At 62.6% G+C, this 15,070-nt stretch carries 15 protein-coding genes; 9 read left to right on the top strand and 6 right to left on the bottom strand.

The genetic code is table 11. The features are described 5' to 3' along the window. Nucleotides 1–397: 397 nt before the first annotated feature. Both H6678_15135 and H6678_15130 read right to left on the bottom strand, forming a co-directional pair. Entirely contained in the window at nt 398–832 is a 435-nt protein-coding gene (locus H6678_15135; protein MCB9475134.1) for an Hsp20/alpha crystallin family protein, read from the bottom strand. Nucleotides 833–1,167: 335 nt separating this feature from the next. Further along, on the bottom strand, nt 1,168–1,953 hold the full coding sequence (locus H6678_15130; GenBank protein MCB9475133.1) for a citryl-CoA lyase: 786 nt from the start codon (nt 1,951–1,953) through the stop codon (nt 1,168–1,170). 115 nt (nt 1,954–2,068) lie between these two features. Between H6678_15130 and H6678_15125 the strand changes: the two genes are divergently transcribed. Then, nucleotides 2,069–3,133: a GSCFA domain-containing protein gene (locus H6678_15125; protein ID MCB9475132.1), complete on the top strand. Its 1,065-nt coding sequence runs from the start codon at nt 2,069–2,071 to the stop codon at nt 3,131–3,133. A gap of 128 nt (nt 3,134–3,261) precedes the next feature. After that, on the top strand, nt 3,262–4,257 hold the full coding sequence (locus H6678_15120; GenBank protein MCB9475131.1) for a DUF4097 family beta strand repeat protein: 996 nt from the start codon (nt 3,262–3,264) through the stop codon (nt 4,255–4,257). Between the two features lie 159 nt (nt 4,258–4,416). On the opposite strand, the gene H6678_15115 is transcribed toward H6678_15120, so the two are convergent. The 3 genes from H6678_15115 to H6678_15105 form a co-directional block, all read right to left on the bottom strand. After that, nucleotides 4,417–4,632 (bottom strand): hypothetical protein, encoded by a 216-nt coding sequence (locus H6678_15115; protein ID MCB9475130.1) that lies wholly within the window; start codon nt 4,630–4,632, stop codon nt 4,417–4,419. 13 nt (nt 4,633–4,645) lie between these two features. Next, nucleotides 4,646–5,425 (bottom strand): peptidoglycan DD-metalloendopeptidase family protein, encoded by a 780-nt coding sequence (locus H6678_15110; protein ID MCB9475129.1) that lies wholly within the window; start codon nt 5,423–5,425, stop codon nt 4,646–4,648. A gap of 214 nt (nt 5,426–5,639) precedes the next feature. Then, on the bottom strand, nt 5,640–6,251 hold the full coding sequence (locus H6678_15105; protein MCB9475128.1) for an NUDIX hydrolase: 612 nt from the start codon (nt 6,249–6,251) through the stop codon (nt 5,640–5,642). A gap of 131 nt (nt 6,252–6,382) precedes the next feature. Between H6678_15105 and secD the strand changes: the two genes are divergently transcribed. The 7 genes from secD (at nt 6,383) to H6678_15070 (ending at nt 13,892) form a co-directional block, all read left to right on the top strand. Then, nucleotides 6,383–8,278, top strand: a complete 1,896-nt coding sequence (secD, locus tag H6678_15100; protein MCB9475127.1) for a protein translocase subunit SecD — start codon at nt 6,383–6,385, stop codon at nt 8,276–8,278. A gap of 14 nt (nt 8,279–8,292) precedes the next feature. Next, nucleotides 8,293–9,210: a protein translocase subunit SecF gene (gene secF, locus H6678_15095; GenBank protein ID MCB9475126.1), complete on the top strand. Its 918-nt coding sequence runs from the start codon at nt 8,293–8,295 to the stop codon at nt 9,208–9,210. 10 nt (nt 9,211–9,220) lie between these two features. Continuing rightward, nucleotides 9,221–10,495, top strand: coding sequence for an adenylosuccinate synthase (locus H6678_15090; protein ID MCB9475125.1), 1,275 nt, complete (start codon nt 9,221–9,223; stop codon nt 10,493–10,495). A 65-nt stretch (nt 10,496–10,560) separates the two neighbouring features. After that, complete coding sequence (locus H6678_15085) at nt 10,561–11,451, top strand: DUF2520 domain-containing protein (protein ID MCB9475124.1); 891 nt, start codon at nt 10,561–10,563, stop codon at nt 11,449–11,451. Between the two features lie 27 nt (nt 11,452–11,478). After that, nucleotides 11,479–13,035 (top strand): response regulator, encoded by a 1,557-nt coding sequence (locus H6678_15080; protein MCB9475123.1) that lies wholly within the window; start codon nt 11,479–11,481, stop codon nt 13,033–13,035. After that, nucleotides 13,035–13,502 carry a tRNA (adenosine(37)-N6)-threonylcarbamoyltransferase complex ATPase subunit type 1 TsaE gene (gene tsaE, locus H6678_15075; GenBank protein ID MCB9475122.1) on the top strand — a complete coding sequence of 156 codons (468 nt, stop codon included), beginning with the start codon at nt 13,035–13,037 and terminating at the stop codon, nt 13,500–13,502. The genes H6678_15080 and tsaE overlap by 1 nt, the downstream gene beginning before the upstream one ends. Nucleotides 13,503–13,514: 12 nt before the next feature. Beyond that, nucleotides 13,515–13,892 carry a CoA-binding protein gene (locus H6678_15070; GenBank protein MCB9475121.1) on the top strand — a complete coding sequence of 126 codons (378 nt, stop codon included), beginning with the start codon at nt 13,515–13,517 and terminating at the stop codon, nt 13,890–13,892. A gap of 42 nt (nt 13,893–13,934) precedes the next feature. Here the strand turns inward: H6678_15070 and H6678_15065 are convergent, their stop codons facing one another. Further along, nucleotides 13,935–14,897 carry a diguanylate cyclase gene (locus H6678_15065; protein ID MCB9475120.1) on the bottom strand — a complete coding sequence of 321 codons (963 nt, stop codon included), beginning with the start codon at nt 14,895–14,897 and terminating at the stop codon, nt 13,935–13,937. Nucleotides 14,898–15,070: the final 173 nt, after the last annotated feature.

Below are 15,070 nucleotides of genomic sequence, written 5' to 3'. Positions count from 1 at the left end.
GATGCATCACAGGAGGTCGAAACCGGGCCGAGGAAAGCATCACAGATCGCGTCAGTGTCAGGATGCCGGTGGAAGAGGATGAAAGATTGAGGGTTCGAGAAGTCCGGTGCGAGCGACATGTCATGTCCCCCGGATTGCGCCGGAGCAACTCCCGTCGTGTGACGGATGCCGAGGCTTCATCCGGGCTACGGGGTCTCGCGGTGGGCGCTTGTGTGCCGGGGTGAAGCAGAAGTTCCCTTCCCTCGCGCCAGCAGAGGAAGGCCCGCCGCAGGCGTGATGGGGCATGAAAACAAACCGCCCCGGCCAAGGCCGGGGCGGATGCGTCAGGGAAGTGTGAAGGCGAGTCAAAAGAGGCGAATGAAGTCGTGTTGTCTGCCGGTTGTGCCACCGGCGAGGCTCAGGCGTCCTGGCTCTGGATCTCGATGCGCGAGGGCAGGGCCTTCTCGGCCTTGTTCAGCCGCACCGTCAGCACACCGTTGTGGATGCTGGCCTGGATGTTGTCGCGGCGCACATCCTCGGACAGGCGGAAGCGGCGTTCGAACTTGCCGTAGAGACGGTTGCTGTGCAGCACGCGCTCGTCGGCGCCCAGTTCCTTGGTGTTGAGAGTGCCGCTGATCACCAGCTCGTCCTTGTCCAGGGTGATCTCCAGATCCTCCTTCCCCAGGCCGGGGGTTTCCAGCAAGATCTCCCATCCTTCCTTCAGGTCACGAATCTCGCTGCGCAGGTGGTGTCCGCTGAAGTGCGGGCGGGCGGCGGGTTCGCAGGTCTCGGCAGCCAGGGCGCGGTTGATTTCCTTGGCGACCAGGGCGGGCAGGAAGTTGCGGTAGTACATGATCGGTCTCCTTTTGTATGTGTTTGCTTGCGGTCATTGGGTGCCGGCCTGCCACTTGTGGGTCGGCCCGCCGACGAATGAAGACATGGCAAGTCCGATGCCAGTTTTCAAAAGTCCTGTCAAAACAAGATGATAGTGTTGAATGTGGCCGAAACGCCATCCGGACTGCCACGAAGGACTGACAACGTGACTGACACAAACTGACAGAAGGGCGGGCCGTTGGCGAGCTCTGTCAGGTTTCTGTCGGTTCCAGGCTGGAACCGGCTTGCGCCCAAAGGAAAATCCCCCGATTGCGAACAAGCGGGGGACACAGCTGCATTGATCGGGAGGTGGGGTCAGGGGAGCGGGCGGTCGGGATGACCATTGTAACTGCCGCCCAGGGGGCCCAGCTTGCGCATCGGCTTCTGGGTGGTCCACTCCTCGTAGACATGGGCCACCAGTCCCGGAGTGCGCGCGATGATGAAGAAGCCCTTGCCCAGACGCCAGTCGAAGCCCATTTCGGAAATGATGGCGGCAATGGCGCCGTCCACATTCAGCGGCAACTTGCGATCGCTGCCTCGCTCCAGTTCTTCCATGATGCCCACGGCCAGACGGATGTGATCGCCGGTGAAGCCGCAGGAGTCGGCCAGCTCGAGCAGTGTGCTCGTGCGTGGATCACGGGCATGGATCCGGTGGCCATAGCCGGGAATGCGGATCTTCTGTGCCTTGCAGTCTTCCACGACCTGGGCGGCGCTCAGATTCTGGCACACACCGTCCTGCAGGATGCGCGCGCACTGCTCGATGGCGCCGCCGTGTGATTCACCGATGGTGAGGATGCCGGCCGCCACCGACGAGTTCAGCGAATTGCCGCCACTCATCACGGTGCGGGCCGCCAGGCAGGAGGGCGGTGTGATGCCGTGATCGATCGAGGAGACCAGCATGCCCTCGATCATCCGGGCCTCGGCCTCGCTGGGCAGTTCGCCCTTGAGAATCAGGTACACGGTCTGCGCGAAACTGAGTCCGCGGATCATCTCGCAGATGTCGTAACCCCGCACATGCAGTTCACCTTCGCCCGTGCGCGTGATGGATGTGCTCCAGTCGCCTGTGTTCATCGCTGAGCCTCTGTCGCTGAGCCCGGGCATTCTCTCTGGAACCCGCCGGGCGAATCGTAGGTTCGAACCGCTCCGGAGGTCAGCCGGAACGGCTCGGCCAAACTAATGAAAGCCAGGGGGCACAATCCGGGAAAGGAGCCAGGCGATGGCCCGCCACTATCAGCGCCGCGCGGACGAAGGGTTCCGCAGCCGGATCGCGATTCCTCCCCCACCGTTTCAGTTCTCGTGGACCGATCCCTTGCTCGCCTGCGGTTCCTGTTTCGCGCAGGATGTGTGTGGCAGTCTGCAATCCGCGGGCCTGCCCGTGACACGCAACCCGCTGGGCACGGTCTATCACCCGCTCCCGCTGGCGGCCCAGCTTGCGCGTTGGCATCAAGGGAAGCCCTTCCAGCGCGAGGATCTGGTGGACTGCGACCGGGGCTGGGCCAGTCTGGAAGCCCACGGCCATTTCGCGGGTCGCGAGCAGGATGCCGTCCTGCAATCGCTGAATGCCGCGGTCGAGGAAGGGCATCGGGCCTGGCACGAGGCCCGCGCCCTCGTGCTGGCGCTGGGCAGCGCCTGGGCCTGGCTGGATCGCTCCAGCGGACTGGCCACCGCCAACTGCCATCGCTTGCCCGGTTCACGGTTCGAGCGGCGTCTGGTGTCAGTGGACGAATTGGTGGCCGGCCTGGGGCAGGCCCTGGAGGAATTCCTGACCGCCAGTCCCCAGCGCCTGGTGCTGCTCACGGTCAGCCCCGTGCGCCACCTGCGCGATGACGCACACGAGAACACTCTGAGCAAATCCGCTTTGCACCTGGCCGTGGCTGAACTTTGCCGTGGTCATGAGCGCATCCATTACTTCCCGGCCTGGGAACTGATGATGGACGAGCTCCGCGACTACCGCTACTACGGGGACGATCTGGCCCATCCCAGCCCCATGGCCATCGAATACATCTCGCACCGCTTCGCCGAGGTCTGGCTCAGCCCGGAAACCCGGGCGATGATGGACGAGCTGAATGCTGTGCGCACGGCGCTGGAGCACCGCCCCAGCGAGCCCGGCTCCGTGGTCTATGCCCGCTTCCTGCTGCACCAGCGGGAGCGGCTGGACCAGATTTCACGCACTTGGCCCGGAGTGCACCTGCATGCCTTTCACCAGCGCCTGCAGACCCTTGAGCAGCTGCACTTCCCCGAAATCCTGGCGCCGGATCATCCGGAAGCTGATCCGAGCTGATCCAGTCCTCAGGTCCATTCCGGGCGCCATTCGCCAATGGACTCCTGATTGAAACCGGAGGGACGCCAGGCCGGTCGAAAGGCCCTGTTCGCAGGACACCATTCACACCGCCGACTCCTGGAGGAACCATGACCGTTCGACACAAACTGCTGCTGGGCCTGCTCGGCAGCAACCTGCTGGCTGCCGTGGCTTTCGGAGCCCGGATCGAGGACACGCTGGACAAGGACTTCACGGTCCATGCGGGCGGTACGCTCTTTCTTGACACCGCGGAAGGTTCGGTGGAGGTGGTGTCCTGGGACAAGGAACAGGTGCGCGTGACCATCGAACGCAAGGTCAAGGCGCGCAACGAAGAAGAAGCGCGCGAGGTGCTGGATCACTATCGCTTCGAAATGGACGGGAAGGGCGATGACGTGCAGGTCACCGTGGATCGGACCGGCAGGCACAATTACAGCGACCAGATCGAGTTGAGCTTCGCGATCTCGGTTCCCAGAACCTACTCGGTGGACATCGCGACTTCCGGTGGCGGCATCCGCGTGGGCGATCTGGATGGCCGGGCCATCTGCGAGACGGCCGGAGGAGGAGTGACACTGGGGGCGATCAGCGGACCCGTGCAGGCCATTACGGCCGGTGGTTCGATCAACCTCAAAAGCTGCGACAGGAAAGCCGTGCTGGAAACCGCGGGGGGCGATATCCGGGTGAGTGAGTCCGTGGGCGAGCTGGTGGCCACCACCAGTGGCGGCTCGATCCGGATCGAGCAGAGCCGCGGTCCCGTGGTGGCCCGCACCTCCGGCGGCAACATTTCACTGTCCGAAGCCGGAGCCGCCTTCGATCTGGAGACGGCGGGTGGAAACATCGAGACCGAGCTGACCATGCAACCCGCTGAGGACTGCCATGCCAGCACCGCGGCCGGCAACATCAGTGTGACGGTGGCTGACGGACTGAATCTGGACCTGGATGCCATGACCAGCGCGGGTCGCATCCGGACCCAGCTGCCGATCGCCGTCACCGGCGAGTTTCTGGAGTACCGTGCCAGCGGCCAGCTGAACAAGGGTGGCCCCGAGCTGGTGTTGAGGACTTCCGCCGGCAACATCGACCTGGACCGCAATGCGAACACGGCTCACTGAGGCCAGGGCGTCGTGTGATCAGTGAACGGTCTGCTGACGCGGGCCAATGCGAAAGCCCGGCATGCCGGGCTTTTTCTTTGGTCGGTGCAGGTTTTCGGGAGCAGGTCTGTGGTCGATCATTCCGGGTCGTGCCGGGAATGGGTACGGCCGGGGCTGCGCTCAGTCGTGTCGACGCTTGTCGCGAATGACACGGGGATCGGATTCCACATGCAGCACCTGATCGCATTTCAGGCATTGATAGCGTACACGCAGCGGATGGGCGGAGATGCCCACGAAGATCATCAGCCAGCCCAGCCAGCTGTACTCCACACGTCGGGTGACAAGCTTGTGATCGGTGGTATGCCCGCAGGAGCAGCGGGGCTCGGAATCCGTCATGAGGACGAGTCGCTCATTCTTCCCAGGCCAGCTCATCCGCCAGGAAGTAATCGGTCGGGTTCACGTTGTTGCCGCGCACCACCACTTCGTAATGCAGATGGCTGGACGTGCTGCGGCCGCTGTTGCCCACCAGGCCGATCAGCTGTCCCCGTTCCACATTCTCGCCCACCTTCACCGAAAACTTCAGCAGGTGGCCGTAGGTGGTGACGACACCGTTGCCGTGGTCGATGCGGATCGTGCGGCCCAGCCCATTGCTGCGGCTGGCCTGGATCACCTTGCCGGCGGCGGGGGCAACGATCTGGGTGCCCATGGGGGCATGGAAGTCCACACCGCGATGCATGCGGGGATGGTTGGTGAAGGGGTCGGGGCGGCGGCCGAAACCGGACGTGATGCGCGCACCGGGGATGGGACGCATGCTGGGGATGTGCTGCAGCTCCTCGCTGCGCGCTTCCACCGTATACCGGATCTCGCTCATGCTGGATTCGAGCAGGGCCAGCTGACGATCCAGCTGGTCCAGGCGGTCAAGCTGCGAGTCTTCCGGGTCGCGGCTCCACGGACTGGGAACCGTACCGCCCACACCCATCTCGCGGATGTCGGCGTCAATCGCTTCGAGCTGGGCGAACTCACGCAGGTCGGAATCCTGCTCGTTCAGGTTGCTGATGCGCTTCTGCAGGAGGTCGATGCGTGCATTGGATTGCTCGAGAGCCAGGCGCAGTTCGTGATTCTGCTGGAAGAGAAGTTCATCCGCGATGTCCCGATAGAGGCGGTAGACCAGGGTGGCACACAGGCACATGCCAAGAGCAAGAATCCACCGGGAGCGGGCAGAGAGCCAACGATTCAGAACTGTGCTGACTTTGATCATGCAGGATCCAATTTGAACATCAGACGGGTTGTCCGGGTCATAATCCGCGGATAGTTGGCGGAGTATTGGCAACAAAACGGCTCAGGTTAGCAGTTTCAAGCCTTCTATCAAACGCCGGCCGGAGACGTCGCCAAAGCTGCGGGCCTCAAAGATTCAGCCGGGAGTGGCATTTCTGCACCTCCTCGGCGGACAGGGCTTCCGCGCTCAGCTCACCTGCCAGATAATCCCGATAGAAGTAGAGGCCCGCCACGGTGATGGCGTCGGTGATCAGTCCTTGGCGCACACAGTGCATCGCATCCTTCAGGGCAATGGTCTTCAGTTGCAGTACTTCGGTGGGGTCCGGGGCCGCATCTCCCGCCTGGAGTCCTTCGGCCAGGAAGATCGTGCCGGTCTCGTCGCTGAAGCAGTTCGAGGTGTGCACGTGGCCCAGACGGGTCCAGCGTGTGGCGATCAGCCCGGTTTCTTCCTTCAGTTCGCGCATCGCGGTTTCCAGCAGCTCCTCGCCCGGTTCTCCACCACCTTCCGGCAATTCCCAGCTGGAATGACCCAGTGGGTAGCGGAACTGGCCCACCAGCACGATCCGGCCCCCATCATCCACGGCCACGACACCCAGAGCGGGTCGCGCTTCGATGACCCAGTACTGGCCGGGGCCACTCAGGCGGTGATGGACCTGGTCACGGCGCAGATGGAACCAGGGATTGCGGACGATCGTCTCGCTGGACTGCAGAATCCAGGGGTTTTCCAGCTCGGGAAGCATGCCTTTCTCTCCTTATTCAAGGGAAGCTCGGAATGAGGACCTGCCAGCGGTCCTTCTGCGTTGCTTTTGTGGCCGAGCCAATCCTACCTTGCGGGCTTGCTAAAAATCTGACCTCATGGAGCCTTGAAGGTATGGAACATCGCCACAACAACCGCCTGCGCTGGATTCTGCTGGCGGTGTTTATCCTGCTGGCTGGCTGGAAGCTGTATCCCACGATCCAGCTCGCCCGCTACACGCCGGAAGAGCTGCATGCCATGGATCCCAAGGAAGCCGTGGAGCTGCGCTCGAAGAGCATCAAGCAGGGTCTGGACCTGCAGGGCGGCATGCACATGGTGCTGGAAGTGGACCTGGTCAGCCTGGTCGACAACCTGGCCCGCAACAAGGACAGCCGCTTCGAAACCCGCCTGCGCGAACTGGATGCCGAGCTGAGCGACCTGTCCGACTTCTGGTCTCTCTTCGCCGACAAGTTCAGCGACCTGCCGCTCAGCGAGTACTTCAACCGCGGAGCCGAAGGGCGTCGCAGCAATGAAGACGTGCTGGCCGAACTGGAGACCCAGTCCAAGGACGCCATCGACAACTCGCTGACCATCCTGCGCAACCGCGTGGACGGAACGGGTCTTCAGGAGCCGTCGATCACCAAGCAGGGTCAGCGTCGCATCGTGGTCGAGCTGGCCGGTGTGAACGACCCCGAAGCCGCCCGCCGCATGATCGGCAAGACGGCCCTGCTCGAGTTCAAGCTGGTCGAGGATGTGGTCAAGACCAATACGGTCCTGGAAGACATCAACAATCTGCTCAAGAACAAGCAGGCCAAGCTGGAAACCGCCGCCTCGGACAGTCTGGTGGCCGATGCCGCCGACAGCACCGCGGAACTTGCCGCCACCACGGAAACCGTGGCCAGCAGCGACACCACCGAACTTGATCCTCTTTCCAATGACGCCCTCAGTGGCCTGGATGCTGCCACTCCGGACAGCGCCGAACCCTTCTACAGTCTGCTGACCGTGATCCAGGGCCGCAGCGGTGTGATGGTCAGCGAGCAGAACCGCGACCGCGTGCTTCAGATCCTGGCTCGCGATGACGTGAAGCAGGTGATTCCGTCCACCTCGCAGATGCTGCTGGGCAAGATGGAGCCCATGGGCGAAGAGAACTTCGGCGAGCTGTTCCTCGTGCGTCGCCAGGCCGACCTGACCGGCGCCGTGCTGGAAGATGCAGGCGTGAACATCGACCAGGGCTACAGTTCGGGCAAGGCGGGCAGCGCCATCGTGCAGCTCAGCATGAACAAGGAAGGCAGCCGCACCTTCGCCCGCATCACCGAGGCCTACAAGGACCGCCGCCTGGCCATCGTGCTGGACGACCGTGTCTTCATGGCGCCCGTGATCCGCAACCGAATCCCCAACGGCCAGGCGATCATCGAAGGCATGAGTTCCATCGAGGAAGCCCGCGAACTGGCCAACCTGCTGAAGCACGGCGCCCTGCCCTCCACCGTGAAAGTCGTGGAAGAGCGCACCGTGGGTGCCAGCCTGGGTGTGGACAGCATCCGCGCCGGCAAGAACTCGGCGATCTTCGGCTTCCTGATCGTGGCCATCTTCATGGTGATCTACTACAACAAGCCCGGGGGCTACAGTGTGGTTGCCCTGGTGCTGAACATCGTCTTCATTCTGGCGATTCTTGCGGCATTCGGGGCCACCCTGACGCTGCCCGGCATCGCGGGCATCATTCTGACAATGGGTATGGCCGTGGATGCCAACGTGCTGATTTTCGAACGCATCCGTGAAGAGGTTCGTGCCGGGCGCAGCATCCGGGCCGCCATCGATGCCGGCTTCGACCGCGCCTTCACCACCATTGTGGACGCCAACCTCACGACCCTGATTGCGGGTGTGGTGCTGTACCAGTTCGGTTCGGGCCCCATTCGCGGATTTGCCCTGACCCTGATGATCGGCATCGTCTCGTCCATGTACACCGCCATCATCGTGACCCATCTGCTCTTCGAGCGCTTCACCGACTTCGAAGCCAAGAAGCTGAGCATCTAGGAGATTCTGCTCCCATGGAGTTCATTCGCGAAAGCAAGATCGATTTCGCCAGCAAGCGCTTCTACGCACTGGGGGCCTCCGGCCTGCTGCTGCTGGTGGGATTGTTCTTCATGGTCATTCACCATGGCCTGGTCTACAGCATCGACTTCACCGGCGGAACCCTGTTGCAGTATCGCTTCGAGCAACCGGTGTCCGACGGGGAACTGCGCACGGTCCTGAACGAAGCCGGGATTTCCGCCGAAATCACGACGCTCAAGGACATCCAGCAGAACAGCACCGAATCGCTGATCAAGATTCCCGGTGAGCAGGTCAGTGCCGACAAGCAGGCCGCCATCGAATCCCTGCTCAACAGCAAGTTCCAGAACAATGCCCATGAACTGCGCAAGGTCGACCGCATCGGCCCCCGCGTGGGTGAAGAGCTGAAGTGGGACGCCCTGCTGGCGGTGGTTGTGTCACTGCTGCTGATCGTGGTGTACATCACGGTGCGTTTCGAGTTCAAGTTCGCCATCGGGGCCCTTGCCGCCACGGCGCACGACGTGCTGATCATGATGGGCATCATTTCCATTCTGAAGACGGAAATCAGCCTCTCGATCATCGCGGCCCTGCTGACCATCGTGGGCTACTCGCTGAACGACACCATCGTGGTCTATGACCGCATCCGTGAGAATCTGAAGCGCATGGCGGGGCGGCCGATCGTCGACATCGTCAACGCCAGCATCAACCAGACCCTGAGCCGTACCATCCTGACCGCCGCCACCACCCTGTTCGTGGTCGTGGTCATGCTCATTTTCGGTGGTGAAACACTGAAGCCGATGGTATTCGCCCTGTTCGTGGGTATCATCGTGGGTACCTACTCCTCGATCTACATCGCCTCTCCGATCCTGATCGAATGGTACCAGCGCTACCAGAACAAGGAAATGCTGCGCCACTAGGAGCCTCTTCATGCCGGTCTCGATTCTCGTCGGCGGCCAGTGGGGTGATGAGGGCAAAGGCAAGATCGTCGATGCTCTGTCACCCCGGTTCAAGGCCGTCGTACGCTATCAAGGCGGCCCCAATGCCGGCCACACGGTCGTGCGCGGGGGGCGGCGGCTCGTGCTGCATCAGTTGCCCACCGGCATCCTCCACCCCGATTGCCTCTGTTACATCTCTCCGGGTGTCGTTCTGGACCCCTGGGCCCTGCGCACCGAAATCGCCGAAGTCCAGGCTGCCGGCCACGGCAGCGAGAACCTGATCATTTCCCCCGCCTGTCATGTGATCATGCCCTGGCATCTGGTGCTGGACGATCTGGCCGAACGCGAGGCGGGCCAGAAAGCCATTGGCACCACGCGCCGCGGCATCGGTCCGTGTTATGTGGACAAGATCTCCCGCCGTGGGCTGCGATTCGCCGACTTCCTCGACCCCGCACGGTTGATTCCCCGCATCCAGGAGCGTTGCCTCGAGCTGGCCGACCGACTGAAGGCCGCCGGACTTCCCCTGCTGGATGTGGATCAGATCCTGGAAGACAGTCTGGCCGTGGGCCGCGAGTTGCAGGATTATCTGGGGGACACCTCCCGTCCGGTGAACGACCTGCTGGCCGAAGGCGCCGATGTGCTGATGGAGGGTGCCCAGGGCGCTCTGCTGGACGTGGACTGGGGCACATACCCCTTCGTGACATCCTCCAATCCCATCGCGGGCGGTGCCTGTACCGGTGGCGGCGTGTCACCCATGCAGGTGCGTCAGGTCATTGGCATCTTCAAGGCCTACACCACGCGGGTGGGCAATGGCCCCTTTCCCAGCGCCTTTGACGACCCGGAGTTCGAAGATGAATTCCGCCGCCGTGCGGGAGAGTTCGGTGCCACCACCGGAAGGCCCCGGCGCTGCGGATGGTTTGACATGGTGGCCGCCCGTCAGTCGGCCCGCGTCAATGGCTTTACCGATCTGGCGATCACCAAGCTGGACATTCTGGACGGAGTCAAGGAGATCCTTGTGTGCACCGCCTACCGTCTGAATGGCGTCCTGCACGAGCACTTTCCCGAGGATACATCCCTGCTCGAAGGACCCGTGGAGCCGATCTGGAGCCGCTGGCCGGGTTGGCAGGGGCAGGTCGCCGAGGCGAAGTCCTACGAAGATCTGCCCGTCGAGGCCCGAACTTACCTCGAGTTCCTTGCTGACTCGCTGAACGCCCGGCTGAGCTGGGTTTCCACCGGCCCCGAGCGATCCCTCCTGCTCAGCCGCTGATTCCTTCCAGTGCCGGGCCTCCCGGACCCGCCTGTCGCATCACCGGGCAAAGAACTGGAGAATCCATGCCGTCGATTCGTTGCATCTGCATAGGGGCTGGCGCTGCAGGGCGTGCGGTTCTGAAAGCCCTGAGTCGGGCACACGGATTCCAGTGTGATCTGCTCATCGACCGCTCCCGTCGCGGTTCCCATGACTTGCCCATCCGGCGCGACGTGCCCAAGGTGCTGCCCGACTGCGAGCTGTTGCTGTTGGCCGTGCAGGACCGCGAGCTGCCTGCTCTTGTGGAAGAGCTGCGGCACCGATCGGGACCCAAACCGGGAGTGGTGGCCCACCTGAGTGCCGCCACCCCATTGGCCGTGCTGAACCCTCTGCAGGCTCTGGGTTGGCAACCCGCCTTGCTGCATCCGCTGCAGAGCTTCCCGCCGGACCACAGCGATCTGTGGGAGAAGGAACCACATATTCCCTGGTGGGGGCTTTGTGGAACGGAAGCCGCGACCAGCATGCTGAGCCAGCTCCTGGACAGCCTGGGTGCTCAGTACAGGGTCCTGGATGAAAAAGAACAACTGGCCTGGCATCTGTCAGCCGTGTGGGTTTCCAACCTGCTGCCGGCGCTGCTCGAACAGGCCTTGCAGCTCTGGGCTCCCGAACGCCGTGGGGAAATGCGTTCGGCGCTTCTGCCGATCATGAGCCAGACCCTGCGCCATCAGGAACTGGCTCAGGCCAGCGGCCAGCCCGCCTTCAGCGGCCCCCTGCGACGCGGTGACACGGTCAGCCTGCGACGACATCTCGACTGGCTGGCGGAACACGGCTCGACCCGCGCGGGTCTCAGTTACCGCTTGCTGAGCGCCACACTGCTGGAACTGCTGGAGTCCCTCGGAGAAAACCCGCTGGCGGCGGACCCGGCACTGCGCGCCGAATTGCTTGCCCTGCCCCGACCGGACGGGCGCGAGGACTGACCCAGATCAAACGAAAGACATTGCTCAATGGCCGAACGACAGATCCTGTGGGCCGATGACGAAATCGAACTGCTGCGCCCCCACATCATGATCCTTGAGAAGCAGGGTTACCGGGTCACTCCGGTGACCAACGGCGAGGATGCGGTGGAGAAAGTGCGCACCGAGCATTTCGACATCGTCCTGCTGGACGAGAACATGCCCGGCAAGACAGGGCTGGACACACTGGAAGAGATCAAGGCTCACGATCCGGGTCTGCCCTGTGTGATGATCACCAAGAGCGAAGAAGAGTCGCTCATGGACCAGGCCATCGGGGGCAAGATCGACGACTATCTGATCAAGCCGGTGAACCCCAGCCAGATCATCGCGGCCTGCAAGAAGATCATCGATCGCTCGAGCATCACCCAGGCCCGGCTGAGCCAGGACTACATGCGCGGTCTGGCCGACATCGGGCGTCGGCTGGCCATGGGCGCCGACTGGAAGGATTTTGCCGAGATCCACCAGCAGCTTTGTGCCTGGGAACTGGAACTGGACGACAATCCCCGTCTGGGCTTCGGCACCACGTTGCAGGACCAGCGCAAGGAATGCAACCGCGAATTCGCGCGGCTTGTCGAGCGCGAATACATCGACTGGATCACCAAGGGCGATGGTCCCTCGATGAGCCCCGCCGTGGTGCGCGAGCATGTGATGCCCCTGCTGCGCGACCAGCGCAAGGTGCTGTTCTGCGTGATCGACTGCATGCGCATGGATCACTGGATGGTGCTGGAGAAATCACTGCGCGAACTGTTTCACGTGACACGCCGGATCCAGTATTCGATCCTGCCCACCGCGACTCCCTATTCGCGCAACTCGATCTTCGCCGGACTGTACCCGCTGGACATTTCGCGCGCCCACCCCGAACTGTGGACGCGCAACATGGAAGACGAGGGCAGCACCAACCGCAACGAGCGCCAGTTCCTGGATCACCAGCTGAAGCTCAACGGGTTCGAGTTCAAGCCCGAACACAAGTACATCAAGGTCATCGATCTGGAAGAGGCGCAGAATACTCTGAAGAAGGTGGACAACCTCTTCAATCACCAGTTCGTCTCCATGGTCTGGAACTTTGTGGACATCCTGGCCCACAGCCGCAGCCAGAACGAAATCCTGCGCGAAATGGTCCCCGACGAAGCGGCCTACCGCAGCGTGGTGGCCTCGTGGTTCAGGCACAGCCCGCTGCTGAAGATCATGCAGGCATTCCAGGAGAAGGGCTACCACATCGTGGTCACCAGCGATCACGGTTCGATCCGGGTCCAGCGTGGTGCGCGGATCTACTGCGACCGTGATACCAGCCAGGGCCTGCGCTACAAGATCGGTCGCAACCTGCGGGTCGAGGACGAGCGCGAAGCCTTCCTGGTGAGCACGCCGGAGCTGATCCGTCTCCCTGCGGACAATCCAAACCAGTCGCTGGCCTTCGCGCCCGAGGACATGATGTTCCTTTACGGCAACAACTACAACAAGTACCTGAGCCACTACCGGGACAGTTTCCAGCATGGCGGTCTCTCGATGGAAGAGATGATCCTGCCCGTGGCCATTCTGGAGCCGCGCTGATGGTGGAGACAACGGGAGAGCGTCTGCTGACGGGAGAAGACGACACGCGCGCTCTGGGTGCCGAGCTGGCCGGGCTGGCCCGACCGGGCCTGGTGGTGTTGCTGGTGGGCGACCTTGGCGCCGGCAAGACCACATTCAGCCAGGGCTTCTGCGCCGCGCTGGGTGTCGAGGACGCGGTCACCAGTCCCACCTGGGCGCTCTGCAATGTCTACCGTTGGCATTCGGGCGAGTTGCATCACTACGATCTGTATCGCCTGGAACACGCGCGTGAGCTGGATGCGATCGGGCTGGAAGAGAGTGTATCCAGCGGCGCCCTGACCCTGATCGAATGGCCCGAGTTGGCCCTGGACCAGCTGCTCGAACCGGCGCTGGAAGTGCATCTGGAGCACGCGGGCGAACAACGACGGGTCCAGTGGCGCATGGTGTCTCCCCGGGCACGGCGCGACCAGACCGACCCGCCAAACTGAAGGAATCCTCCGATGCCGGATCAAGGACTGACAGTGGTGGTGCTGGGCGCCAGTGACAAGCCGGAACGCTATTCGAATCGTGCTGTGCGCATGTTGCTGGAACACGGCCACGTGGTGATTCCGGTGCATCCTTCACTGCAGACGGTGGAAGGGCTGACCGTGGTACCTTCGCTGGCCCGGGTGCCGCGTCCGGTGGATACGCTGACCGTCTACGTCTCACCCACGATCGGCGCCACCCTCGAGGGCCCCATTCTGGCACTGGCGCCCCGCCGGGTGATCTTCAATCCGGGCAGCGAGGCCCCGTCGCTTGTGCCCGCACTGGAAGCCGCCGGAATCGAAGTGGTCCAGAACTGCACGCTGGTGATGCTGGGATTGGGGAGCTTCGCCTGAGAGCATGCACAGGACGGCAAACCCGGAGCGGGCCGTCACGTGTTACTTGCGCTGCGGCTTCACGGATCCTGTCGGAGCGTGCGTGATGCAGTTTCGACCTGCGTGCTTGCTGCTGTAGAGCATTTCGTCGGCGATGTTCAGCAGAGCGTTGAAGCTTTGATCAACGCCTTCAGGAATGCTGTTGATATCGCATACACCATAACTGGCCGTCAGGTGAATGCTGTGGTTGTCCGCGATGAAGGGCAGAGCATTCACGGCCATCCGGATGCGCTCGGCGATGCGTGTCGCACCTTCGGCATCGGTTTCCGGCAGCACGATCACGAACTCCTCGCCCCCGTAGCGCGCCAACCAGTCCACTCCCTGCCGCAGGGTCCGCTGCAGTCTGTCGGCGAACTCGATCAGGATGTGATCACCGGTGAGGTGTCCCCAGGAATCATTGATGCGCTTGAAATGGTCGATGTCGGCCATGATCAGCGAAATCGGCCGCTGATAGCGGTGGGTGCGCGCGAATTCCAGCGGGCCCTGGTGATTGAGGAAACCCCGATTGTAGCAGCCGGTCAACGCGTCCATGTTGGCCAGGGCAATGATTTCCTCGTTGGCCAGTTTCAAGCGGAATTCCAGTTGCAGGATCCGGTGTCCCGTGTTGAGACGGGCCAGCAATTCGGTCTTGTTGAAGGGCTTGGTCAGATAATCGTCGGCGCCCGCTTCCAGCCCCTGGATCACGTCGTCGGTGCTGTTGCGCGCGGTCAGCAGAATGAAATACACATACCCGGGCAAGTCGCTGCGCCGCAGTTGCTTGCACAGCTCCAGGCCGCTGGTGCCGGGCATCATCCAGTCACTCAGCACCAGCGGGTAGAAGTCATTCCGGAAGAATTCCAGTGCTTCGGCCGCGCTCTCCAGACCCAGTGGTCTGTAGTCGGCCTTGGTCAGCAGATCGCAGAGCAGTTTGCGGCTCGTGGGATCATCCTCCACGACCAGAATGCGCCGGTCTGAATGGATTTCCATGTGTGCTCGCTGCCCGCCTTGATTCAATGGTGCCCCGCTCTTCTTCCGGCATTCCTGCAAGTATCGACAAAACAGCTTTCGGAGTTCACCGGCTGGGCGTTTCGCATGGCAGTGTGCAGGATGGACATCCCCGTCGGGCAGAGCCTGTCGGATGGAATCATCGACAGCCGCAA

Source organism: Candidatus Delongbacteria bacterium, assembly GCA_020634015.1.
In the GTDB taxonomy this organism is placed as follows: domain Bacteria; phylum CAIWAD01; class CAIWAD01; order CAIWAD01; family CAIWAD01; genus JACKCN01.
This window is presented reverse-complemented; position numbering and strand designations above follow the sequence as displayed.